20 protein-coding genes and 4 pseudogenes are annotated in these 24586 nt (G+C 38.2%); 4 read left to right on the top strand and 20 right to left on the bottom strand.

The genetic code is table 11. The annotated features are described in order from the left end of the window. Positions 1-23: 23 nt before the first annotated feature. From EFT72_RS11785 to EFT72_RS11715, 15 genes and pseudogenes are all read right to left on the bottom strand, one after another. Positions 24-1379: a glycoside hydrolase family 43 protein gene (locus EFT72_RS11785; protein ID WP_124067118.1), complete on the bottom strand. Its 1356-nt coding sequence runs from the start codon at positions 1377-1379 to the stop codon at positions 24-26. Positions 1380-1393: 14 nt separating this feature from the next. Then, the gene (locus EFT72_RS11780; RefSeq protein ID WP_243110006.1) at positions 1394-2614 is read right to left on the bottom strand and encodes a carbohydrate-binding protein; all 1221 of its coding nucleotides are present in this window, start codon (positions 2612-2614) and stop codon (positions 1394-1396) included. Between the two features lie 74 nt (positions 2615-2688). Then, positions 2689-3255 (bottom strand): annotated as a pseudogene (locus EFT72_RS19790) (carbohydrate-binding protein); the annotation flags it as partial. Between the two features lie 185 nt (positions 3256-3440). Beyond that, positions 3441-4547 (bottom strand): annotated as a pseudogene (locus EFT72_RS11770) (sialate O-acetylesterase); the annotation flags it as partial. An 898-nt stretch (positions 4548-5445) separates the two neighbouring features. Then, positions 5446-5709 carry an IS66 family transposase zinc-finger binding domain-containing protein gene (locus EFT72_RS11765; protein ID WP_124067116.1) on the bottom strand — a complete coding sequence of 88 codons (264 nt, stop codon included), beginning with the start codon at positions 5707-5709 and terminating at the stop codon, positions 5446-5448. After that, positions 5694-5906: a hypothetical protein gene (locus EFT72_RS11760; RefSeq protein WP_124067115.1), complete on the bottom strand. Its 213-nt coding sequence runs from the start codon at positions 5904-5906 to the stop codon at positions 5694-5696. Before EFT72_RS11760 ends, EFT72_RS11765 begins: the two co-directional genes overlap by 16 nt. A 138-nt stretch (positions 5907-6044) precedes the next feature. Further along, on the bottom strand, positions 6045-6419 hold the full coding sequence (gene tnpB / locus EFT72_RS11755) for an IS66 family insertion sequence element accessory protein TnpB (protein WP_124067114.1): 375 nt from the start codon (positions 6417-6419) through the stop codon (positions 6045-6047). Then, positions 6413-6739, bottom strand: coding sequence for a transposase (locus tag EFT72_RS11750; RefSeq protein WP_124067113.1), 327 nt, complete (start codon positions 6737-6739; stop codon positions 6413-6415). The genes tnpB and EFT72_RS11750 overlap by 7 nt, the downstream gene beginning before the upstream one ends. 94 nt (positions 6740-6833) lie before the next feature. Then, complete coding sequence (locus EFT72_RS11745) at positions 6834-8288, bottom strand: glycoside hydrolase family 1 protein (RefSeq protein ID WP_124067112.1); 1455 nt, start codon at positions 8286-8288, stop codon at positions 6834-6836. A gap of 10 nt (positions 8289-8298) precedes the next feature. Beyond that, positions 8299-9288: a PTS transporter subunit EIIC gene (locus EFT72_RS11740; RefSeq protein ID WP_124067111.1), complete on the bottom strand. Its 990-nt coding sequence runs from the start codon at positions 9286-9288 to the stop codon at positions 8299-8301. 841 nt (positions 9289-10129) lie between these two features. Then, positions 10130-10630 carry a cupin domain-containing protein gene (locus tag EFT72_RS11735; protein WP_124067110.1) on the bottom strand — a complete coding sequence of 167 codons (501 nt, stop codon included), beginning with the start codon at positions 10628-10630 and terminating at the stop codon, positions 10130-10132. 257 nt (positions 10631-10887) lie between these two features. After that, positions 10888-11332: pseudogene (locus EFT72_RS11730) on the bottom strand (IS3 family transposase); the annotation flags it as partial. A gap of 319 nt (positions 11333-11651) precedes the next feature. After that, positions 11652-12446, bottom strand: a complete 795-nt coding sequence (locus EFT72_RS11725) for a PhzF family phenazine biosynthesis protein (RefSeq protein WP_124067109.1) — start codon at positions 12444-12446, stop codon at positions 11652-11654. 56 nt (positions 12447-12502) lie between these two features. Next, positions 12503-13483 carry an NADPH:quinone reductase gene (locus EFT72_RS11720; RefSeq protein WP_124067108.1) on the bottom strand — a complete coding sequence of 327 codons (981 nt, stop codon included), beginning with the start codon at positions 13481-13483 and terminating at the stop codon, positions 12503-12505. Between the two features lie 43 nt (positions 13484-13526). Then, positions 13527-13991, bottom strand: a complete 465-nt coding sequence (locus tag EFT72_RS11715) for a RidA family protein (protein WP_124067107.1) — start codon at positions 13989-13991, stop codon at positions 13527-13529. 267 nt (positions 13992-14258) lie between these two features. Here EFT72_RS11715 and EFT72_RS11710 point away from each other — a divergent pair, with 267 nt between their 5' ends. After that, on the top strand, positions 14259-14864 hold the full coding sequence (locus EFT72_RS11710) for a TetR/AcrR family transcriptional regulator (protein WP_124067106.1): 606 nt from the start codon (positions 14259-14261) through the stop codon (positions 14862-14864). A 9-nt stretch (positions 14865-14873) separates the two neighbouring features. Here EFT72_RS11710 and EFT72_RS11705 read toward each other — a convergent pair whose 3' ends face one another. Continuing rightward, on the bottom strand, positions 14874-16301 hold the full coding sequence (locus EFT72_RS11705; RefSeq protein WP_279221995.1) for an FAD-binding protein: 1428 nt from the start codon (positions 16299-16301) through the stop codon (positions 14874-14876). Then, positions 16302-16745: pseudogene (locus tag EFT72_RS19785) on the bottom strand (FAD-dependent oxidoreductase); the annotation flags it as partial. It lies immediately after the preceding gene. Between the two features lie 66 nt (positions 16746-16811). Between EFT72_RS19785 and EFT72_RS11700 the strand changes: the two are divergent. Beyond that, entirely contained in the window at positions 16812-17756 is a 945-nt protein-coding gene (locus EFT72_RS11700) for a flavodoxin family protein (RefSeq protein WP_124067104.1), read from the top strand. 82 nt (positions 17757-17838) lie between these two features. Here the strand turns inward: EFT72_RS11700 and EFT72_RS11695 are convergent, their stop codons facing one another. The 3 genes from EFT72_RS11695 to EFT72_RS11685 all read right to left on the bottom strand — a co-directional run bounded on the left by EFT72_RS11695 (position 17839) and on the right by EFT72_RS11685 (position 21848). Beyond that, positions 17839-19539, bottom strand: coding sequence for an alpha-amylase family glycosyl hydrolase (locus tag EFT72_RS11695; RefSeq protein ID WP_124067103.1), 1701 nt, complete (start codon positions 19537-19539; stop codon positions 17839-17841). Positions 19540-19657: 118 nt separating this feature from the next. Then, on the bottom strand, positions 19658-20614 hold the full coding sequence (locus EFT72_RS11690) for an adenylylsulfate kinase (RefSeq protein ID WP_347561879.1): 957 nt from the start codon (positions 20612-20614) through the stop codon (positions 19658-19660). Positions 20615-20678: 64 nt separating this feature from the next. Then, a complete protein-coding gene (locus EFT72_RS11685) occupies positions 20679-21848 on the bottom strand; it encodes an MFS transporter (RefSeq protein WP_124067102.1) in 1170 nt (389 codons plus the stop codon). Between the two features lie 230 nt (positions 21849-22078). Here EFT72_RS11685 and EFT72_RS11680 point away from each other — a divergent pair, with 230 nt between their 5' ends. Then, positions 22079-23236, top strand: coding sequence for a helix-turn-helix domain-containing protein (locus EFT72_RS11680; protein WP_124067101.1), 1158 nt, complete (start codon positions 22079-22081; stop codon positions 23234-23236). Between the two features lie 9 nt (positions 23237-23245). Further along, positions 23246-24586 carry an RNA polymerase factor sigma-54 gene (gene rpoN / locus EFT72_RS11675; protein ID WP_124067100.1) on the top strand — a complete coding sequence of 447 codons (1341 nt, stop codon included), beginning with the start codon at positions 23246-23248 and terminating at the stop codon, positions 24584-24586.

Raw genomic sequence — 24586 nt, 5'->3', positions numbered from 1 at the left:
CACATCTTCCTCCTTATTTGTATTTAACGGTCCCCGGCGGTTACACTTCCACCGGTAAACTTGAACCAGTTAAGGTTGAATAAGTATCCGCTGCCTCCCGTAAATTTCAGGTATAAGTCATGTTTTCCGCTTACTCCGTTAACACTGCACATTGCATCAGCCCAGGTCTGCCAACCTCCGGTACTTGAAACAGCACAAGTTCCCACCAGTTTCCCTGTCTCGCTGTCAAGGCGGAGTTCAATCTTCCCGCCATTCGTTGCCGAAGCCACTCTTGCATCAAAAGATACCGCACCAGAACCAAAATCTACACCTTTTACTTTTATCCAGTCCCCGTTTTCGATATAACATACATCCATTCCGCCTTCACTGCATTTTTCTGTCTCAACACCAGATTCCCAGCAAATTGTTTCAGCTTCCGTTTTGACATATGGGTCTAGATTACTAAGCTGGTCCGGACCATTTTTAGTAATTGGAATACTGGGAATCGTACCATCTGCATTATATTTGAATTGTTCCAAGCCAACAGAACGATGGTAGCTTCCACCTCCCGGTAAAATACCGGTATGGTAAAAAAGGTAAGAATTTCCCTTATAATCAATTACTCCCGGATGGTTTGTATAGCTGTTTTGCGAACCCATAATAGTCCCCTTGGAGGTCCATGGCCCGGTAGGACTGTTGCTGGTAGCATAGGAGATATTTTCGGATCCTCCAGCCATACCTGCGTATACCATGTAATATAAATTATTACGCTTGTAGAACCACGGGCCTTCGATAAAACTCGCTGGTTTGGGAGATACTTTAACAATACCACCTGAGTATGAAATCATATCTTGATTCAACTTCACATAATAGAGATTACCGTTCCCCCAGTAGAGATACGCCTGTCCGTTGTCGTCAATGTATACAGTAGGGTCGATATCCTGCGCCCCGTTATTGGTGATTAAAGGTTTCCCGATAGGATCGGTAAACGGTCCGTTCGGGCTGTCAGATACCGCTACACCGATTACCCTTGCGCCCCCAGCGTTTTTCCGGGTCATCGGAACGTAGAAATAAAACTTCCCGTTCCTATGAATAACCTGGCCAGCCCATGCATCGCCTTTTGCCCAATTAAATGTTCTGTAATACAGCGGTGATCCATGATCCGTCCAGTTTTGCATGTCGGTGGATGAATAGCATCTCCAGTCATTCATGGTATAAAAATTATTGACGATGGTGTCCTCGTCATGAGTGGTATACAAATAGCAAGTCCCGTTATAGACCATCGGGGCAGGATCCGCAGTATAATTCGTTTGTACGATTGGATTGTCTGCATAACACTCTGTTGAATGAAATAGGGAAATAGCCAACAGGAAAACTACAATTCCACATACTTTTTTCATAGATTTACCTCCTATCAATTGAGATCTCCTGCGGTTACACTTTTGCCGGTAAACTTGAACCAGTTCAGGTTGAATAAGTATTCACTGCCTCCTGTAAATTTCAGATATATGTCATGTTTTCCGCTTACTCCGCTAACACTGCACGTTGCATTCGCCCAAGTCTGCCAATCACCAGTTCGGGCGACTGCACAAGTCCCTACTAAAGGACCGGTAAGACTATCCAACCTGATCTCAATATTACCTCCGCTGGTGGCGCTGGCTACTCTAGCCCAGAAGCCTGTCGCACCTCTGCCGAAATCGATATTGTTGAAGATTGCATAATCCCCATTCTCGATATACCCGATATTCTGTCCACCCTCGTTACAAGCTTCGGTTTGGATTCCAGACTGGTTGTCATAACTCTCTGCTTCGATTTGAGTGAATGCCGATCTCGGGCTAGGCGTTGGAGTAGGGGTGTCATAATCCGTAAATCCTTTCGCGCATGCCATTTGTGAAAAATTCCACAGACTTGGTTTCCAAACAGTCCAATTGTGACCTCTTCCTGGAATTTGATAATAGGTGCAAGGGATATCATTGCTCTTACAAAAATTAGCTATGCCGTCACTGTAAGATAAATTATCATTGGTTCCAATGCAAAGAAACAATAGCTTCATCTGCTGGCGGGTAGCTGCAGGATCTGGAAACAACTTGCTGGTCGGATAGGCAACAGGTCCGCCGCCTGAAAAACCTCCGACATAGGCGAATTTGTTCATATTGGTACACCCAATATTATAGGATTGTGGACCACCATACGAAAGACCGGCAATTGCTCTGTGAAGGCGGTCAGTATAAACGGAATAGTGTGAATCGATGTATGGTATAAGGCTGTTGAGTATATCATTCGGAAGCTTATCATCAGATATTGAAGCTGTATTCGCATTTGGTGTTACTATGATAAATGGCTGAATATTGCCATCGGAAATAAGGTTGTCCATAATGACATTGGCTGCGCCTCCGCCTGTAAACCAATCCCCTTCACTCCCGCCGTAACCGTGAAATAAATACAGGACGCTGTATTTGTTGCTTATTGAATATCCTGGTGGCAGGTAAACTCTCGCCTTCCTCTGTCTGTTTGTTGCTGATGATTGATAAGTAATACTGTTGATCTGCCCGTGGGAAATGTTGTTCCTAGCTTGGTCATATCCTGTCGGCGGCATGGTTGGGAACGCTTCCGCCGCCATTGAATTAACAGGCATTGCTAAAAGTACTGCAAGAGTGAAAAAAGCCGGTACTATTTTCCTGCCAATTTCATTCATTAAGGTTTTTAGTCTCATTTTTTATTTCCCCTTTCTTTTATATCGCCGGTATCCCAAACAGGATACACGGCAGTGAGAGTCGCACTTCCCCCGGTAAATTGGAACCAGTTTAGATTGAATAAGTAACCACTCCCACCGGTAAATTTCAAGTATACGTTATGCATCCCGCTTGCGCCGCTGGCTACTCTGGCCTGGAAGCTTGACGCTCCGGCGCCGAAATTGATATTGTTGTATACGGCATAATCCCCATTTTCAATATACCCAATGTTCTTACCTGGACGGATATAGTAATAAAGTGTTTTGGCCGTCTTGTCAAAGTAAAATTGTCCAGGGGAATTTAAGAATTCGAAGGCATTATAAATCGTATGGGTACCGGAAGCGCGAAAGGCTGCACCCCACCCTGGAGTCTGTGCGATCGCCCCATAAGGCTGCTGCAAAAGAAGCACTCTATAACTGCCGGATGTAATGACATCCCTGGTACAAACTATATTCTCATTCCAGGTAGTACCGTTTACAATCTCAAGGTCATCTTTGTTGCTGGCAATTACCGGTACATCCGTTGTATTATACTGAACCCCGTCACGAATATGCTGCATAATACAGTTATCAAAGAGAGAATGCATGAAACGCTTCTTTTAGAAGCCTTCTTTTTTTAACATACCCGTTTCCTTCTGATTTTTTTACATTTCTTTATAGCTTAGGTACTCGGAAATTGTACCCAACAAGTACTTTTAAAGACGGTAAAATCATAGTTTTATATGCCAACTCACCAGCCGAGAGCTTGAATCATTTTTTCAGCATATCGTTTGCCCAAGGTTACTGATGAATCATGACTAAAATGGAGACGGTATTGTGTATCGCCAGGATCTACTACCAGACCTCTAGCAGAGACTACCGAGCAATTTGGTATCAGGGAAGGCAGTTGGTTTACCAACGTATTGTGACCTGCACAAGGACCGCTATAAAGCAGTTCACCGGGAATGAAGGGAACATTCCCCAGGTTTAAATCTTTTCTAAGGTCTTCCACCAGTGTTTTTACCTTGCCGGGCCATCTCGGGTCACCGCTGTTGGATTCGCCCTGGTGGAAAATGATGCCTTCAATGACGCCTCCATTTTGCTGTGCAATTTTTGCACGGTTGATGATCCAATTATATTTGTTGCCTCCCGACTTCATAAATGTCTCGATCCTTTCACCGCTAATCGCGCAGGGTATCAGTCCGATGGTATCACCAGCCGGGACTTTCTGTATCATGGTCTTGCCGAACCAATCTCCAGGGCCGATAGCATTAAGCCATGAAGCATGAAGAGGTGGAGATGCCACATCCCACTTATTGGTTACCCGTCCGAGTGCAGCATTATTATCATACCCCAATACAAGCACGCGGGGGTCTTCCACTTTATCAGAAGCTTGTGCCAAAGCATAACCTGCCATATTGGATTGACCTAATAACAGAAAACAGTGGAATTTAGCAGCATTATGTGCTGACGTCGAAAATTTAAACCAGTTAAAGTTGAATAGGTATCCACTTCCGCCTGTAAATTTCAGATAAACGTTATGTTTTCCGCTTGCCCCACTGACACTGCACTTTACATTGGTCCAAGTCTGCCAAGCGCCGGTTCCTGCAACCGGACAAGTCCCGATCAATGTGCCGGTGATACTATCCAGCCTGATCTCAATATTACCTCCACTGGTGGCGCTGGCTACTCTGGCCTGGAAGCTTGCCGCACCGCTGCCGAAATCGATATTGCTGTAAACAGCATAATCCCCATTCTCGATATACCCGACATCTTTCCCACCTTCGGTACAGGTTTCGGTTTGGACTCCCTTCTGGTGAACGAAACTTTCCGCTTCAATCTGTGTAAAGACCGATCTCGAGCCAGAGGTTGGTGTTGGCGTGGTCTGATCCGTAAATCCTGCTTCGGACGGTAGGGTTGGGAGCGTTTCCGCCGCCATTGAACATACAGGTATTGCGAGAATTACAGAAAGAATTACAGCGAGTATGGAAAATGTTCGTCTCAATTTCCTGCTTATTTCTTTTATTAAGGTTTTTGATTCCATTTTTATTTCTCCTTTCTTTTTTTTTAACAGAAAAACTACCTTTCGATTAAATTCATCGTTACGTTACCATTTTAACCTCCTTCATTTTCAGTAAGTACACTGCACTCGTATTGCTTATCTTTAAGTTTTCACATCACTTCTCAACATATATTATGGTTATATTTTACCATATAATATAATATGATATAATGTAATATTTATTTATTTATAATACTATTTTACTATAATTGGTTTTACTCGGTATTGTTTATTGATAAGCTGCAGACAATTCACATAGCCCGACACCGTCAATCTTCAGATTACTAAAATCCCTTCTTAGACCCGGCATACTTCAATGACAGAAAATTAAAGATTCTAAGGATAAATAATCTACTTGAGCATTATGAGTGGGAAACTACCTAATAGAAAAGAAAATTCTTTGTCTCTCCTGATATATATCCTCCTCCAATGCCCCCTTGTCATCTACAATTAGGGCAAAAAAAAAAGGTACATTCTCAATACTGAAAACGTAACTTTTTCCTCGGATATACGATCAATTCCGTCAAGAAATTGCTGTATATCCATGTTTAACTCAATATCCAGTTTATAATATTGTATGCATGGCTGCAGTCATTTCAATCCACGACCAAAATGCATCAAGGCTCGGCTTTGAGGCCTCCCGCTCCTTTAGGGCCAGGGATTTCTTTCCCTTTATTATCCAAAGGAATACTTTCTATAAAATATCTGCAACAGTAGGCCCAGCACAGGCATCTTTTATAATTTCCAGCCTTTTTAAATCCGGCGTATGCTTTCCACAGTTCTCGCACTTGGCAACCTGACGCACGATCTGCTTTACAATCAGTTTTGCCTGTATAAATTCAACCTCAGTACAAACAATGTCTTTTCCCATCACTTTAAGCCGACCACCACACTTTGGGCATTTTTCCCCTTCATTCATCACGTATTCTACAAGTTCATTCTTTAATCCAGAAAGCATTTCTTCTCTGACCCCTGACTTACGTGGAGATTTTTCAGAATATGTGCCAAAGATTTTTTCCGTACATGAAGCAGTGCCTGTATCATGTTTTCGATTTGAATACGCTGCTTTTCAATCAGCTTGTTCTGATCAGAGATCAGTTGTTCTTTTTCAGCTAAAAGTGCACGCAGTTTTAAAAGTTCTTCCTGTTCAGTCATGGTATCTTTCCTTTGATTTTTGTTAAGATAAGTATACCATTTTTCTCAAATTTTCACTATAATTAAAGCATATAAAAGAAACTGAAAAGTGCTTAAAACGTGGTGGTTTCCGGCACTTTTACCGTCATTTTTATTTGTTTAAAAGCAGATATTTTCTTTGCTTATTTTTATATCATGATGAGCTTTTTTCTGTTCAATTTCCAACCCTTCCAGAAGCCATTCCACCTGCTTTGCGGAAATCTCTCTGACCATTTGAGAATCTTTTGGCCATTGAAATTTTATCTTTTCCATTAGCTTCTTATGTGCCAGTATGAACCCATTTCTGTCATATCTCAGGATTTTAACAGAATCTTTTTTCTTATTGCAGAAGACAAATATACAGGCTTCTGCAAATGGATCCATTCCGAACTGGAGCTGCACCATGGATACAAGGCTGCTGATCTGTTTACGAAAGTCGGTAGCCCCAATCGCAAGATAGATATGCCTGGCATCAGCAGTAAAACGATTCAGCATTCTCTCACCAGCTTTTGCATCAGTTCTGCCAAGAGAGGAACGTGTTGTGTGTCATTTACAAAAATTGAAAAGTCCTTCCAATTGACGATTATTTCGCCGCTGACTGCACCAGCTTTCTTTTCTTTTGACGGATCATTGACCAGGGCTTCAACAAATGTATCTTCCAGTGACACCAGCTGATCACCTTGGATTTTGCGGTGCCAGTAATAATAAGCATTTTTCGTAACTCCATTCCTTTTACACCAGTCCTCAACCTTTAAGCCACTGGCTGCTCTGTCAGCAAAGCGCTCCTTCCACAGGATGGCATTGTTAGTTTTCATTATGATTTTCCTCCTGACGCCTTGTTTTGAAGCGGTTACGTTCTTTCTTCTGCTCCAGGCAGGAAAAAACCGGTTTATTTATGTTTTCTCTATTTTATAGAATTGCACCATTTGTTTCTATCACTTTTTTATACCAGTAAAAAGAATCCTTTTTATAACGTCTTTTCGTTCCATTTCCATAATCATCCTGATCCACATAAATAAAACCATAACGTTTACTCATTTCAGAGGTGCTGGAGGAAATCATGTCAATTGGTCCCCACATGGTATAGCCGGCTACTTCTACCCCATCTTCAATTGCAAGCTCCATTTGCTCAATATGCTGTCGCAGGAATTCAATCCGGTAAGGATCATTCACCGTTTTATCCTCATTTAGTTTATCGTAAAATCCGGAGCTGTTTTCTAAGATGAAAATAGGTTTTTGATACCGGTCATAAATATGATTTAATGTATATCGTAATCCAACGGGGTCAATTTGCCAGCCCCATTCATTTGCTGGAAGAAATGGATTTTTATAAACACTGTGCACATTTCCTGCGGTAAGCTCCAGCTGGGAGTCATCTCCTGCCGATATCATGGAATTGTAATAAGATATTCCGATAAAATCAGCCGGATTTTCTTTTATCAATTGTAAGTCCAGCTGCTGCATTTTTAAACAAATGCCTCTATCTTTAAAATAAGTCTTTGCATAATAAAGATAGGCTCCCTTGTTTAAGACATCCAGAAAAAATAAATTTTTCATTTGATCATCTTTTTGCATTGCTATGGCATCCTCTGGTTTGCAGGTATGGGGATAAGTGGTAAAATAAGCCACCATACTCCCCACTTTATTGTCCGGGTCAATTTCATGTGCCAGCTTTGTTACAATAGATGCTGCAACAAATTGATGATGTAACCCCTGAAAAATCATTTCTTCATAATTATCTTGCCCCTCATTGATAATTCCTAGTGTTTTCGCACCGGCTTTTACGCTCATATTTATCTCATTAAAAGGAATCCAATACTTTATACGCCCTTTAAAATGCTGGAATAGAACGTTACAATAGTTCACATACAAATCGACCAATTCCCGGTTGTACCAGCCTCCATATTTTTCAATTAAAACAAGAGGCATATCAAAATGTGAAATGGTTATGAGTGGCTGCATTCCTAATTGAATACAGGTATCGACCAATTCATCATAAAATTGCAAAGCCTTTGGATTTGGATCTTTCTCATCTCCATTCGGGAAAACTCTTGCCCATGCAATAGAATAACGAAATACTTGAAACCCCATTTCCGCCATAAGTGTTAAATCTTCTTTAAAGTTATGATAAAAATCAATTCCACGACGTTTTGGATAAAAAGCAGTATCCGCATCCGCCTTTGCCCCCTGAATCATTTCCATTGTGATATTCATTTGATTTGTAACTTTACGGTCAATCTTATCATCAAACCTCATTACCTCCGGAATGGTCATCGTCTTTCCATCCAGATTGTAAGCACCTTCTGCCTGACAACCGGACAATGCCCCTCCCCATAAAAAATTGTCTGGAAATTCTTTTCTCATAAGCAGCTCCTTATTCCTCTTTATAACCAAATAAATACGTTAAAATGAATGATACTGCAAATGCAACTGCTCCCATAATACATGCCAATATAAAGTTATTCAAACTATCTCCAATAAAAATTGGCATCGTTATAATTGATACAGAAGCCGCCGCATACGCACGAATCTTTAAGATGCCCATAAAAACTCCGCAAATACCTGAAGCAATGCACGTAGTTACAAAAGGTCTCTTATAGCGAATCAGGCAACCGTATATTGCTGGCTCTGTAACGGAAAGCAACGCTGTAATCCCTGTGGTTAATCCCACCTGCTTATTTTCTTTTTTCTTAGACTTAATCCCTACTGCAATTGCAGCACCAGCAATCGCAAAATTAGCAGCCAAAGCTTTTGTGAAAATATAAGAGAAGCCATATGTGGCCATTTCGTTAACAATAAGTGGTATTAACAACGTATGCATACCGGTAAGAATTAAAATCGGCTGTAAGAATGCCATAAGCCCAATACTGATCGCTCCATAATTACTTAATAAAACACAAAATTGAGCAAGAGCAGTACCAACGACAGAACCAATCGGTCCCAGCAGGAATAAAGTCAATGGAGCCATTATGATTGTTAATAAAAATGGTCTTAAGATAAACTTAACTGCATCCGGCAGCCATTTTGTAACATATTTATCAATAACAGCTAAAATAGGAACCATAAACAATACCGGAATAATATTGGAAGAATATTTCACCTGCATAATATGAATGCCAAACAAAGACAGGTCAGCAATATTGTTAATTGATGGATGTATCATTGCCATGTAAATCGTCGCTGTGATAAAGACCATACGGATGAAAATTTTGAGAATACTTGAGCAATTCGTTGAATCCAAGGTTGAAAATAAACCGGGGCAAACGGGCAATCTTTGAAAAGTCCATGTATAGTCCACCGTTTTCGGTTCCTTTTCCTTCCGCCAGCCGATTTGACCAAAAATAGTTGAAAATGACTTTGTCAAGCTCGCTGCCTTTTTCCATTTTGCGCATGGGAGCGGGAATCGAGATAGAATTTCCACTAAATCAAAAAAGGATATAATTCTAACAGGTACGTGTCATGTTTGTGCGCCGATACTGGTTTTCTGATTCCTTAACCGAATTTGCAAAAATGTTCGAGATAACTGAGCACAATGCTTCTGTCCGCCTTTCACGTATACGTAGGAGAATGAAAAAATATCTAATAAAGAGAGGTGTTATAATATGAAAAAAGAAATATTCTCTGAAGCAATTGGGAAGATAGATACAAAATATATCAATGAAGCTCTTAGGTATATAAAACCTTCGCGGAAAGTACTTTTCTATAAAAAGCCTGTAGGTAAAACTTTAATTGCTGCTATATTCTGTATCTGCTTTCTTTTCTCATAGTTAATCTCAATGTAGTATAATTCCATTAAAATCCTCCCCTTTAATACGAAAACAGACCCCCAGAACATTCTACAAAAATTCCGGGAGTCAATGCTTCTTCTATATATCATATACATTTGCTTTGATAGCATCTGTTTTAAGATGTAAATCTTTATCGGCATCGTCAGAAATTCAATCCACTATTTTCAAGTAATATCAATTCCTTAGAAACAAATTTGGCACAATCTGATTAATGGAGCTCCTGGGCGGTCAGATCACTGATTGGCTGCATTATATCGCTTTCCCATAGTAATTCCACCGATAACAACATGCAATACATAAACTGAAGCACCCAGCATTCCAAATGCAGTTAACTTTTACACATTTTTATATCTCCTCTTTAAGTCAAGTAACTATTCTTATGATATCTATTTATATGACATTTATATGTCAGATGGATCATTCCCTCGATAGCTTAACGATAATTTCCTTATATTGATGGTATTTTTCCAACAAATCGTCCTGGTCAAATAATTCGAAATCTTTAAAATCAAAGCCTGGAGATACCATACAGCCAACTAAAGCATAACCTTCTTTGTTCATGGCTGAACCAAATATATATCCTTTTGGAACTAAAACCTGAGGCTGTTCTCCCTTTTCTACATCAAGTCCCAGTTCTTTTGTGATTAATTCTCCATTGGGATTTATCATGTATATGGTCAAAGAAGATCCTGCGTGATAATACCACATCTCATCTGACTTTAATCGATGAAAATTTGAAACTTCACCATCTCTAAGCAAAAAATAGATGCTTGTCCATAATTTTCTTATTTCCTGTGTTTCCCTTCCATCTTCATTTAACGGCGTATTCTTAGTGGAAGCTTCGATTTCTTTATAAAAACCTCCTTCCTGGTGTGGAATCATATCTAACTTTTGAATAAAATAGTCTGCTGTATACATTATATACTCCTTTTTATATCTACAAAATTTTTATTATTAAGGATAGAGCCAGTTCAGTTTATCATAAATTATTATGGTCTGCAATGCGAGTACTTCTTGAGTTTCCGCAGATTTATCCACAGTACCTTCACTTCATAGGTATTATAATAAACAACTTTAAGAAAATGCCTAAAATATAAGGAACCTTCTCCCTTTTTATTGTAAAATTAAATCACCACAATTAAAACCTTACTAAACAATGGATTGTCAACAGTTTTCTAGTCAATTTTTTTAAAGGTAATCATTCTGTACTCCACCGGTGTGAGATAACCTAGTGAAGAATGAATCCTGTGGTTATTGAACCAGTTCACATAATCAGCCAATTCAATCTTAAGATGGTATAAGCTGCTAAAGGTCTGGTTCCTGACGAACTCTGTTTTGATTATTTTAAATGTTGCTTCTGCAACTGCATTATCATAGGGACATCCTTTATGACTTAAGGAACGTTGAATTTCAAATGCTTTCAGAGTTTCATCAATCGTCTGATTCTTGAATTCGTCACCACGATCCGAATGAAATATCTGGATATCTTTCAGACTTCCCTTACGGACTGAAATGCCTGTTTTTCAAGGTTTGCTGTTTTGTTGCGTAGGCACTGTAACAAATTATTTCTCTATTAAAGAGGTCAACAAGCACAAATATATAGTTCCAGCTCATGCCGAGTAGCTATTGGACTTTGATTTGTTATGCAATCTTATCCTTAACCATAGCCTCATATGATTTCTGTTCGTCAGACCAGAGATTTGCCTCCACCTTCCTTCAGATTCGCAGTCACCCACGACACCCTTGGTCTTGGCTGTATCCTTCCCACTACTAGGGCGGATTAGGGACTTTCACCCATTAGAAATGTGCGCCGCCAGGCGCACATTTAAAACTAAAACAGGCTCATTTATGCCTGCTTTAGTTTACCATGTTTTTCCTCTTCTACTACATTGGATAAAATGAAGAAGTTGGATTGTAGTGGCAGGGAACAATAAATGCCTTATTCAATATTAATATCCCCTTCAAGATAAAGGCGACCCCGGCCTCCTAATCTTACTCGCTCCCCATCATACTCGCAATACACCGTACCGCCTCTCTCAGATACTTGTCTTGCTGTCATTTTTTCTTTGCCAAGGCGATCTCTCCAGAACGGAATCAGGCAACAGTACGCAGCCCCACAAACCGGATCTTCATTGACCTTGATTTTGGGCCAAAACGAGCGTACTACAAAATCAATTTTTTCATTTTTGCTCTTGGCCGTAACATGCGCCGAGAGGCCTATAGGAAATGCTTTAATTTTAGAAAAATCTGGTTTCATCTCCCGTACAACATCTTCCGAATCAAATAGAAAGAACAAATCCCGTTCTGTTTTGAAAACTTCCAAAGGAACTGCTCCAAAAGCATCTGACATATAATCATACAATTCATACTTTTCCGGAACAATCGTTGGGAAATTCATTTCAAGAAGTTTCCCGTCCCGCCTGACAGTTAAGTTATGGCCAACTTTCTTAGTATAGAAATTGATAACATTACTTTCCTTCTCATAGAAATTGAATAATATATACGCCGTACCAAAGGTAGCATGACCACAGAGATCTATTTCACCTGCCGGAGTGAACCATCTCAATCCGTATGTATCGCCTTCTTTTACTGCAAATGCAGTTTCCGATAAATTATTTTCAACTGCGATTTTCTCCATAACTTCAAACGGAAGCCATTTGTCCATTACGCATACACCTGCAGGATTTCCTTCAAAATTTTTATCTGCAAAGGCATCAACTATAAAGTACTTCATCCTTAATTCCTCCATGTTTTTTATGAATGGCTGAATAACTAAAACGGGAATTTATTTTATTTAATCGAAAGTATAATTTTGCCCATAGCATTCTTACTAATTATCTGTTCATGAGCATCTCTTGCATCTTTTAGCTTAAACACCGTACCAATTTGTGGACGCAAAATTCCAGATTTCAAAAATCCTTCAATTGCATATAAACTTTCTTTATATTCATGATCCGGTGCATTTACTAAAGCCATTCCCAAAATATCCGCTTCTTTAATCATTGCCAGTCTCGGTTCAAATTTTAGAGAACCACGATTACCAACGATAACGATACGTCCATATTTAGCAATCACTCTAAGGTCAGTGACCAGATTTATATTCGCTAATGATTCGAAGATTACATCCGGACCTTTATTATTCGTTAAAGCAAGAATTTCGCAAACCGTATTCTCGGTTAAATGATTAATAGCATATTTAGCTCCTGCAGCCAATACGAGACCTTTTCCAACATCCGTATTGGCCGTTCCTATAACATTTGCCCCAATACTGCTGGCCATCTGAACCGCAAATATTCCGACGCCGCCTGAAGCACCGTGAATTAAAACAGTTTCACCAGGTTTAATCTTTGCTCTGTGAAACAATCCTCGGTAAGCGGCCAAGGCTGGAATTCCAAGAGAAGCTCCTTCCTGAAATGATACAGATTCATGCAATTTGTATACAGAATTTGCGTCACAGACTACCTTTTCTGCGTATGTACCGGTATTGTGTCTGGCAAGCAACGCTGCCACAAATACCCGGTCACCAATTCTCAAATGATTCACATTTTCACCAAGAGCATCTACCACACCCGCTCCATCAAACCCAAGAGTACAAGGCAGCTCAGGTACATAGAAGGAGTAGGTTCCTGTGCGAACATACGTCTCGTTTGGATTGACCCCCGCCGCATACAACCGCACACGTACTTCGTTTTCTGATGGAATTGGTTCATCAATTTCTACAAGCCTTAAGACTTCTGGCCCACCAAACTCTGAAATTTGAATGGCTTTCATAAGCACTCCCATAAATCATTCATATAGATTCCATAATTTTATTTTAATTCTGGTTCACCTCAAATATCGCTTCAATCTCTACGGTTGCATTCATTGGCAACATGTTCGTAGATACAGCAGTCCGTGCATGTCTCCCTGCTTCTCCAAAAATTGTATATAACAATTCAGATGCTGTGTTCACTACGAGGTGGGCTTGATCAAAGTTTGCTGTACTGTTCACGAAAGCCTGTAACTTTACAACATTTCTAACGTTATCCAAATCCACCAGATGTTCTTTAGCGGCTGCAATTATATTGATTGCACATATTCTTGCGGCTTCCTGTGCTTCTTCAAGAGTTCTCTCTCCTCCTGCTTTTCCTACGTAAACTAATTTACCATCTACTATAGGAATCTGGCCTGATATGAACAGAGCATTTCCAAGTTGTTTTGCAGGTATATACATAGCCGCAGGTTTAGGTGCTTTCGGGAGTTCAATTCCCATGTCTTTAATTTTTTGCTCAATCTTCATAATTCTACCGCCTTTCAAATGTCTTTTACCATTGTTTACCTAAATATTACTCCACAAATACCAATAGCTAATTTGGATTTCAAAATTAGATTGATATTCTAATATTTGATTCTATATTAGTATAGCAGGAGTTTAAAGTCAATAACTATTTATAAAAAGATCACAATTATTCACTTTACGATTCTAATCACATACTCTAATTATTTTGCAATTCCCATTTTAATATGTTATAATTCAATCACTGAAACAGAGAAAAGAGGTCTTCAGATGGCAACACATAAGAATATGTCACGACAGGAAAAAACGAAGCGAAATTATCAATTAATACTGGAAACGGCTATCAAGCTGTTCAATGATAACGGGTATGATGAGACAACAATAAGCGATATCAGCAAAGTAACAGGTATATCTAATGGCTCCATATATCACTTGTTCACAAGTAAGCAGGAAATTCTCAAGCAGATTTACAATCAGTATATCAATATATCTCTTGGCTTAACCAAAGACATTGACGAAAAGGTGAAAGACCCTTACAACCATCTTTTAAAATTCATGCTGGATGTACAAAACCTCTGGATTAAAACCGGACCAATGATGCTAACTAACAAATTCAGATGGACATCTTCCCGCACTACGTCGGGATGCAGTCCCATCCAACGAGAAGAATTGGTTACTTTTATAGCCATGGCTCAGGAGGCAGGAACCATTAGCAATCATTTACACATTACCGATACGGTTGAATTCCTGTTTACCATACAGAGAGGTATCCTTTACGGCTGGACAATACGCGATGATTTTGATATCCATAAATACTCAGTTAAATTTTGGGAACCGATACTACGGGCTTTGATTGATGGAAATTTAAACATTTGATAAAGTCTATTAATTTGTTCTTAGCTCCTTAACAAATTCTGCCACAGCCTCTCCAGCCATACATCCGGAATTAACTGCGAATCCCATGGTGTTCCCAGGTAATGTAAAGTTATAGCTATCGCCATAGATGGTATTGGCATCTGATCCTGCAGAATACAGACCTTCGATTGGCATAAAGCCTTCATCTAAAACTTCGCAGTATTTGTTAATACGTACTCCACCGATGGTTCCATACGCTCCAAGGAAGAATTTACCAACCATGTATTTTCCTTTTCCAGTGATCTTGTGTAGGAATTTAGGATTCTTATTGAATTGTGTATCACAATGAAGATCACACATCTCATTATATACTTCAACCGTATTCTTAAGCACATCTGCATCAATCTGAAGCTTTTTTGCAACTTCATTCAATGTTTCTGCCTCAGTATAAGCTTCATACCCCTGTTCAACTGCAACTGCTGCCTGCTGCTCAAAAGCATGAAATGCCTCAGCTGGATGTACAATATCTTCAAGGTCCGGACCGTTTTTCTTATAATGCTTTAAGATTGCACCATCCATAATACAGTAAGCATAATTTCCCGGCTGAAGAGCTAATGCGTTTCCAGTAAATGTGGTATTACCCATACGGTCTTCATTCATAAAGCGTTCCCCCAGCTGATTGATCAGGAGGTTTGGCTGACGAAGAACTGCATCAAGCAGGAACCAGTTTAAGTTATCCGGAAGCTGATAGATTGCTTCGATACCTGCACCATATTTCATTGCTCCGGCATTCCACATCATTTTCAGTCCGTCTCCAACGATACCTGGAATCATGAATGGATAGTAATCCTCTCCTAAATGAAGGTTGAATTCTTTCTCCAGCATTTCTTTGTTGTTCCCAAATCCGCCGGTTGCAACGATGACTGCTTTCCCGGTTGCTTTAATCTGCTGTCCATCTTTATCTACAGCGATAACGCCACAAACTTTATCTCCTTCTTTGATCAACTCTACTACTGCAGTTTCCATTTCAAACTGTGTTCCCAGCTCTTTTGCACGATTGGTAAGAGCTTTCACCATTCCGCCTGCTGCACGTGGTCCAATGACACCATTCTCAGGTTTTACGATATGCCAGGTAGCTTCGGATTCTGCAAAGTATTTAAATGCTCCGGCAAATTCCACCCCCATATCCTCTAACCATTCAATTGTTTCCCCAGATTTGTTAAAATAGGCAGATACCAGATCTGCATCCACTCTCCAATGAGTATAATCCATATGCATATCAAATGCCTTCTCAACTGTGATCTGGCTGAAGCTTTTTCTTTGAACCTTAGTATCAATTCCAAGTGGTCCCATTCCCATATTGGCAGCACCACCAGTGGTGTTGGACTTCTCAAATATAATAGAAGACAGATTATTTTCACCAGCAGCTACTGCTGCCGCCTTTCTTCCATCTGCAATGGCAAGAATTACAGATTTGGTTCCATATGTAACATCACCACATGCAAAAATACCTTCTTCATCTGTAGCAAATGTCTTCTGATTGGCAACGATAGAATTGGCTCTTCCCCTTGCCAAACCAGCATCTGGATCCAGACCACAGCTCTGTCCTACTGCAAAAATAACAGTATCCGCTTCAATTTCATGATAGGAATTTTCCACCTTTTCAATGATTGCACGATGGCTCTCATCAAAGGTGAACGATGCAATATCAAAAAAACCGACACCGGCTGTTTCTCCATCATCTGTTTTTATAATCCGCTGGAAAGTCTGTGCCGGATGAACCTGAATTCCTTCTTCCTTCGCCAGAAAGATCTCTTCATCGTCTGCTGTCATCTTTTCTCTTGCTTCCAGACATGACACATGAATTACTTCCGCACCAAGACGTTTCGCAGTTCTTGCACAGTCAAATGCAACATTATGTTATTATTAATTGATAAATAAATAACTAAGGAATAGAAGAGGTACAAAATGAGTTATAAAGTAGTCGGTGTTACTGCCGGAAGAAAAAACAGCAATAGTGAGATTTTATTAAAAGAAGCATTATTAGAATGCCAAAATCAAGGTGCTGATGTAGCAATGCTAAACTTAAGAGATTATGATGTTCAGGATTGTACCGGATGTACCTCCTGCACCAAAGGAATGTCTGAAGGAAAGAACGTTGGCTGTATCCTCGACAATAAAGATGATAAAAAGAAAATGATGGATCTAATTATGGATGCAGATGCTTTAATCTGTTCAACACCTATATATGATCTTATGGCATGCTCTACATTTTTAAAATTTATGCAGCGTAATTTGAGTTATGAAACTTCTTTTCTTGAAACAATCGGAGCAATTGAACATAAAGACCGTGTTGCAGCTCTCATTGCAATTGGAGGTTCCACCCGTTCATGGATGTCCATGGCTTTAGAATCCATGCAGGCTGCCATGTTTACTACTGATATGAAAGTAATCGACATGTATCTTGCAACAAGAGTTCCTGCCCCTGCACAATGTCTGTTGAATGATGACATGATTCTTAGAGCAAACGAAGTTGGCAAACACATTATGGAAGCAGTCCGCACTCCTGCCAAAGAACGTAAATGGCTGGGTGATGACGATATGGGTTGGTGTCCTAACTGCCATTCTAACGCCTTGATTCTTGGAGAAGTCCAATGGGATGGACTTCACTATCCAGTTGAATGCCAGGTATGTGGTGCTGGTGGAACCCTGGAAAAAACTGCCGATAATAAATGGAAATTTATAATTGCTGAAAATGGATTCAGTCGTGATCGTACTACGATAGAAGGCCGGGCGCACCATTTGGAAGAAATTTCTCATACTCAGGGTGGTTTTTTCGCTAATCCGGAAAATATAAAAAAAGTAAAAGAAAAACAGGAAAAATATAAAAAATTAACATTTAAAAGCTTGTAAAATAAAAACTATATGTATATCCTCATCTTATATTTCCAGATAAGGATATACATATAGTTCAGCATAAGCAGGCTTTGCAATATCAGGACCACTTGAATACGATACTACCAGCAGTATCTGTTCCCGCTATCTCAAAATTATAATTACTTAGATCCGCATCTAATACTGCTTTATAGCCGTTATTACTCCATACAAAATGCATTTTATTGCAGTCAACTTTTACCTCTAACTTTGCATCAACACCAAATGCCTTAAATTGATTTCTAAATTTTACCAGCTCTATTTGCTTTGCAAAAACCTTTTGTTTCATAGCCTGTTCAATTTGTTTCCAGGAAAGATTGGTACGATTTATTTCCTTGTGCCCGCCTGCTCCGGCTCTCTTTACTGCTTCGTGATCATTTTTCCCCGCAAACAAATCCAAGTACCAAACTTGTGGTTTACCCGGCATAAAGATTTGCAATGCTCTTGCAAGCAGCATCTTTTTGTCATCCTCACCCAAAGCACTATAGTAGGTTGCATTAACCTGATAATATACATTTTTTTCTCCATGAAGATTTTTTACATATCCGCCGCGCTTTACGACAATATCAATTAACTTCTCAATCTGATCATCCGGAATTAATCCCTTCAAATCCAATAATGGAATACCATCATGGCACCCAAGCATATTGACAACCATAATTTGTTTTTCCTGAATCTCATTAGCCCATTTTACAAGAAATTCACCTGAATGTCTTTCCAATGCATCAATAATTAATCCCGGAAGGAAGAAATCATAGGTCACATATCCCTTTTGTGACAAAACCTCATAGGTTTTTTCCCCATAACTTGAATGTATCTCCGGCAATAATTTTAATTGATATTTATCCGCTATCTCCTGTACCTTTTCCAGAAGATCCCATGTCCCCGGACTATTTAAGAAATTCTTTTCTCCCGGTTCCTTCGGTGCATAAGCAAACGCATCCAGTCTTACAATTCTTGCGCCATAATCGGCTAACGATTTTAATGTATTTTCATAATATTCCCAAACAAGAGGAGATTTGATATTTAAATCCATCTGTCCTAAATATCTTTTATTTGTCTCAAGATAATTTACGACAGCCGCTTTATAGGTATCGTATCTGCCAAACGTAATATCGGCCGGCGAACCCCCATCATCCAGTGCATTGTTTACAATATCAGTAATACAGGAAGCCGCCAGATACTGGATATCCATTTCTTTCATCAAATCCTGAGCATCAATTCTTTTATAATTTACCTCTTGATAAAAAGTATTCCAATACGGTACACTCGTTCCATCCGGCATTCTAACCATAAGCAATGGAAGTCCCGGCTTTCTGAAAAACATATCTTTAATCAGCTCCTGATCCGGCTGGATATATCCTTCCTGCGTCATTACTCCCTTATTTTCCCAAAACTTGTTCCAATTAATAAAAAAATCCTTATATTTTGAGTCCTCTCCATTTTTGAGTATATCCTGAAACTGCCTGGACAAGACGGAAGCATGATTTAAAACAAAATCAAATTTTAAATCAATCCCCAATTTCTGAAGCTCACTGATGTCCTCTGCAGTTGCATAATTTTCATTTAGATTATAATCAATAATTGAAAATCCTCTATCTAAATCTGTATTAAAAACGCTTGGAAGAATGTAAAAGCTGCTGAATATATCTTCCAACTCCGCCTTTTTTAAAAATGAAACAGAATCCGATAATGCTTCGCCAATACTGTCCGGATACGCATTGAGCATAGGTCCCCAGTTTACTATATTTTCTTTATTCATCCTGAATTTGTATGATTTACAATCATACTTTTCCTTTCTAAATTATTATAAAAGTCCCAATCATGTAAACAGGCACTTTCCATGTACTCAACGTCGATTCCTTTACCATATAAAGTTGCTAGTTTCCCATTAATTTCTGAAATTGCTCATGAGTCAATATCGTTCCTTGTTTTGAAAGGATGATTTTTGCCTTATGCGCATCTCTTATAAGCAGCCGCTGTTCTAATTCCAATACCATCATTGTAAATGGACTATCCGTTGCTCCGTCTCTGTTTCTTGCTCTTCTGTGCTCTAAGGTTTCCTGTGGCGTACTGTTTAATAACACTGGAATATCAACACCATTGTAATTCTTACTATTTCCATGTGTCCATTCTATTACAAGAACATTTATACCGAAAAAATCAACTGCATCATACCACAGCTCTGTGTCTTCCCGTCCCATACGCCTTAACCAGATTTCTTTCTCACCGTTTTTAAATGCTTTTATGATCGAATCAATTTCCTCAAATCCAATCTCTTCACTGCTTCCCAAATATTGCTTCAGCCCTTTACGTCCTTCGTTTATATAAGTTTCATACCAAGGGTATTTATTTATTGTCTCTGGATTTGAATCCTGACCTTTCATTTGCAGTTCGTGGATTATATCAAAACGCTCCTTTGAAAATCCGCCCCTCATAACCATGCCTTTTATTGCGCTCTCACGAAATATACGCAATCGTTCCGCATCATTATATTTGGGAATTCTGTGAGGATAATTATCTCCTGACAGCGTATATGCACCTATGCCCATTTGATTCAAATAATAAGTAATTAAGGATGCTGTTTCAGATTTTCCAACTCCCGATCCACCGCAAACTGTGATGACTACTTTTTCGCTTCCGGTTTCTTTTACCAAATGGTCCATTTCTTTTAATAAAACCGGAAAAATAATATTTGCCTTATCAATATGATTCTCTTCAATATTAACTTTATCACCCGGCATATCACCGTGTGGGATGCTTCCTGTAATTGCGACCGGAGTCCAAGGATTATTTCCTTTTATTTGGCTGCTTATATTTTTTGTTTTGTTCAACATCTAAGAACCTCCTATAAATTTGATATTTTTTATTTTCATCAAACATAATTGTTTATGAATTAATTTAAGACAAACAATTATGTTGTTTCTTGCCTTCTTTTCTATTGCTGAAGTAAAATACAACCAGTGCTAAGATCATAAGTAAAACACACAAATAAAAAACCTCTTCATAACCATACCATTTTGCAATCACTCCTCCTATCATTGGTCCGGCTCCTTGTCCGATGTCTCCTCCCAAATAAAAGGTGCTCGTTGCTAATCCGCTTTTCTCTATCCCAACCTTTTTAATACTGGCAGCTTGTAATAGTGGCTGTACTGCTCCTTGGGCTAAAGCTCGAATAACCGCTGATACTAATATCATTGCCAGTGAGTCTGCAGAAGCCAAAAAAATCAATGAAATAATCGTCATTATTATCCCTGGGTAAACAATATATTTTAATCCCATTTTATCAACAATCTTGCCTGATAATGGTCTGGCGAGGAATAAAAACACGGCACTTACAGTAAAGTAGATGCTTACATCTTCAATTGATTTTCCTTGTGCATATATTACAAGAAAAGCTGCGATTCCACCGTTCATAAATGAATAAACACCTGCAATAAAGGCATAATCCAACACATTTAACGAAATAATATCTTGTAATAATATCTTATGTGATTTGCTTTCTTTGATCATTTTTGAATAGTGAAACAGCAACAAATATAACATAGTAAAAAGTGAGAATAAGGCTGATACATAAAACGCATACTTGATACCATATTGTACCATCAAAGCTACACCAAGACCCGGTCCGACAGCTGAAGCAATTACTTGTCCTAATCCCAGATATCCAATCCCTTCGTTAAATCTTTTTGATGGAATATATTCACTTGCCATTGCTACAATTGCTGTACTGTTTATTCCAAAGGCAATCCCGTGAATAACCCTAAATAGGATAATGACCATTAAATTATCCGTAATTACATAAGCCATGATAGAAATCGCCACAAAAAAATTACCAATTATCAGCAATTTTTTCCGATTAAACTGATCTGTAATATACCCTGTAAAAGGCCTGATAAACAAAGAGGTTATAGAAAACAACCCCACAATTAATCCTGCTTTCGAAAGATTTACTCCAATTCCTGTCAAATATACCATTAATATGGTTGTTATCATATAAAAGCTAAAGCTTATCAATGAATTAATGAAAATTACGGAGCAAAACTTAAAGTTCCATAGCTTTTCGTTCATTTATCTATTTACTCCTCCTAATTTTACTCTCTAATAAAATTATAAATGGAATCCTCTTTTGTAACAAATGTTTTATGTTATGCTGTGCAATTTATAGACCTATTGCACATTATTTTGTAATACTTGCATAGAATGGAATTTATTAATACAAGATTTTTACCGGCACCCGTTGACATTATATGGTATTAGTATAAACTAAAATTATAGAAACATTACAATGGAGAAAAACTATGAAATCAGAAGAATTAGTTTTAATTTTGTCTCAATATATAAAAAAAACTGTCTTAGCTTCCTCTGACATAAAAATTGAAAACGGAATTTCTCTGCTCCTGCCTAATTCTTATTTAAAACAAGATGGGGTTTATTTATGTCGTTTAAATACATTAAAGGAGATTCTAAATTTTGAATCCCAACCAGCCAATATTACCTTTTTTGTTATTGATTGTACTGAGGCGTCACTTGAAATAGAGAACATTCAAACGAACTGTTCGTATTTATTTCTATCTTGTACTATGGATGAAATAAGTGTGCTCTTATCAAATATATTCCAACGAAATGAAAGGTTAATTGTTCGAAGTAATTACAAGAAGATGCAGGCTATCTGGAACCAGATCATTCAAATTCCGGGGCAGACTGATGAAATTCTGACAATCATAAAGGATTTTTATTATTCCTTTCATAAGTATATTGCTTGTCTTGTACTTACTATGGAACAAGATTGTGCCAAAATATCAGAAAATGATTTGTTGCTTTTACTGGAAGAGTTAAATATTTTTTTCCCTGAAACTAATATTTTCCCTTATAAAAATCATATTATTATTTTATACTCCCAGGATAACCGTCCAACCAGTACTTTATCCTTTTCCTATGATTCCTTTTCTTCTATTCTTCATAAATATCATATGAATGCAGGAATAAGCAATGCGTGCCGGTACCCACATATGTATCCAACTTTATATCATACTTCTCTTTCAACTTTGGATTTAGGGATAAAGATTTCTTCCTTTCGTATTAATAACAGAATTTATCAGTACGAAAATTTCAGTACTTTTTATATGATTGATTTATGTGTGAAAGAGTTTGTTCGAATTCATGGTCATTCTGATATTATTTATCTGGTTTCTCCCTGTATTATCGAGTTATACCGATATGATATAAAACACAATGCTGATTTATTATCAACACTATTTCATTATTTGCTAAATGGCTGTAATATTACCAATACTTCCAAATCACTTTATATGCATCGGAATACACTTTTTAACAAGTTAAAAAAAATCAATTCTATCATTTCTTCTCCCCTGGATAATGGACGCACACAATTTAAATTGCTAATGTCCTGCTTTGTCGTAACTTATTACAGAGAGTATATGGAAAGAATTTTATGAGGTTATATTATGTCGGACTTATTTTTAAACCTTGAACAAAAGCAAACATTGTCTCAAAAGGTGATACAAAATATAGAAATATTACAAATGAGTACCAATGAGCTGGAATTATATCTTAACAATATTTCGTTGGAAAATCCGGTGATTGAGTTAAATGATAAATCTCGGATTTCCGAAGAAACTCCATTGAATGAAACAGACCTATATCATAATAATCATTTAACCGGAAGCTCCATAGCGAAATCTTTTACAGATGGAGGTCGTTTTAAAAATGTGGCTTCTACTCCTGAAAATTCTCTTACTGAACATGTTTTATTTCAATTAATACCTTTTTTTCACACCGAGCAGAATAAATCTATTTTTTATTTTTTAGTGGATTCCTTAAATGATAATGGATTCTTAACCGTTACCATAAACGATATTTGCAGTTTATTTAAAATAACTCCCGAAGAAGCAGACTATTATATCTGCACGTTACAATCCTTGGAGCCAGCTGGTATCGGTGCTGGTTCATTGGCAGAATGCCTGATATTACAATTGAAAAGAATATCGAACCCAATTAAGGATCTATCCATAGAAATATTGACTAGTCACATGGAAAATTTAGCTAATAATCAATTGAAATTAATTGCCCAGAAATTAAAGGTACCTCTTAGTGATATTATAGATGCCTGTGAACTTATTAAATCCTTGAATCCAAAGCCAGGTAACGGCTTTTGCTGCAAGGAGCTGGCCACATATGTCCAGCCTGACATTATTGTACTGCAGCGGCATAATAATTTTCAGATTACAATTTGCAATGATTTCGCTTCTGGATTTACCATCAGCAATAGTTACAGGAACCTGTTAAATCATCCAGATAAAGAGGTTCGAGAATATCTTTATCAAAAGTTTCAGCAGGCAGAATGGCTTAATAAATGTCTGGAGCAAAGAAATGTTACATTGCTTCGGATCACACAACAATTACTCATTAATCAGAAAAACTTTTTTTTAAATGGACCAGATAATTTAAAACCCCTCAAACAATCAGACTTAGGCAGTCAACTCAATTTAAACAATTCGACCATTAGCCGTGCGATACATGATAAATATCTGCAGTGCTTCTGGGGTGTGTTCCCTTTAAAGTATTTCTTTTCCAAAGCCGCCAGCAATCAATCAGACTTAACCAGCCTTCACTTGAAACATCAAATAAAACAGCTAATTGATACCGAAGACAAAAAACATCCATTAAGTGATCAAAAAATTGCTGACCTGCTTGCACAAGATAACATAAATATTGCCAGGCGAACCGTTGCAAAATATCGAACTGAATTATTAATACCAGATACATCAAAACGGAGAAGCCTATAA

Origin of the sequence: Clostridium sp. E02, assembly GCF_003833015.1 — a bacterium.
Classification (GTDB): domain Bacteria; phylum Bacillota; class Clostridia; order Lachnospirales; family Lachnospiraceae; genus Lacrimispora.
Note: the sequence above shows the minus strand (reverse complement) of the source record. Positions and strands in the feature narration are given on the sequence as shown.

Coding starts and splice junctions, on each gene's coding strand:
- tnpB (WP_124067114.1), bottom strand. CDS start 6,419: ATGCTGAATCGTTTTACTGCTGATGCCAGGCATATCTATCTTGCGATT.
- EFT72_RS11690 (WP_347561879.1), bottom strand. CDS start 20,614: ATGTTGAACAAAACAAAAAATATAAGCAGCCAAATAAAAGGAAATAAT.
- EFT72_RS11780 (WP_243110006.1), bottom strand. CDS start 2,614: ATGCCTGTTAATTCAATGGCGGCGGAAGCGTTCCCAACCATGCCGCCG.
- EFT72_RS11715 (WP_124067107.1), bottom strand. CDS start 13,991: ATGAAGATTGAGCAAAAAATTAAAGACATGGGAATTGAACTCCCGAAA.
- EFT72_RS11720 (WP_124067108.1), bottom strand. CDS start 13,483: ATGAAAGCCATTCAAATTTCAGAGTTTGGTGGGCCAGAAGTCTTAAGG.
- EFT72_RS11685 (WP_124067102.1), bottom strand. CDS start 21,848: ATGAACGAAAAGCTATGGAACTTTAAGTTTTGCTCCGTAATTTTCATT.
- EFT72_RS11760 (WP_124067115.1), bottom strand. CDS start 5,906: ATGACTGAACAGGAAGAACTTTTAAAACTGCGTGCACTTTTAGCTGAA.
- EFT72_RS11745 (WP_124067112.1), bottom strand. CDS start 8,288: ATGAGAAAAGAATTTCCAGACAATTTTTTATGGGGAGGGGCATTGTCC.
- EFT72_RS11710 (WP_124067106.1), top strand. CDS start 14,259: ATGGCAACACATAAGAATATGTCACGACAGGAAAAAACGAAGCGAAAT.
- EFT72_RS11680 (WP_124067101.1), top strand. CDS start 22,079: ATGAAATCAGAAGAATTAGTTTTAATTTTGTCTCAATATATAAAAAAA.
- rpoN (WP_124067100.1), top strand. CDS start 23,246: ATGTCGGACTTATTTTTAAACCTTGAACAAAAGCAAACATTGTCTCAA.
- EFT72_RS11750 (WP_124067113.1), bottom strand. CDS start 6,739: ATGAAAACTAACAATGCCATCCTGTGGAAGGAGCGCTTTGCTGACAGA.
- EFT72_RS11765 (WP_124067116.1), bottom strand. CDS start 5,709: ATGCTTTCTGGATTAAAGAATGAACTTGTAGAATACGTGATGAATGAA.
- EFT72_RS11695 (WP_124067103.1), bottom strand. CDS start 19,539: ATGAATAAAGAAAATATAGTAAACTGGGGACCTATGCTCAATGCGTAT.
- EFT72_RS11735 (WP_124067110.1), bottom strand. CDS start 10,630: ATGTATACAGCAGACTATTTTATTCAAAAGTTAGATATGATTCCACAC.
- EFT72_RS11700 (WP_124067104.1), top strand. CDS start 16,812: ATGAGTTATAAAGTAGTCGGTGTTACTGCCGGAAGAAAAAACAGCAAT.
- EFT72_RS11785 (WP_124067118.1), bottom strand. CDS start 1,379: ATGAAAAAAGTATGTGGAATTGTAGTTTTCCTGTTGGCTATTTCCCTA.
- EFT72_RS11725 (WP_124067109.1), bottom strand. CDS start 12,446: ATGAAGTACTTTATAGTTGATGCCTTTGCAGATAAAAATTTTGAAGGA.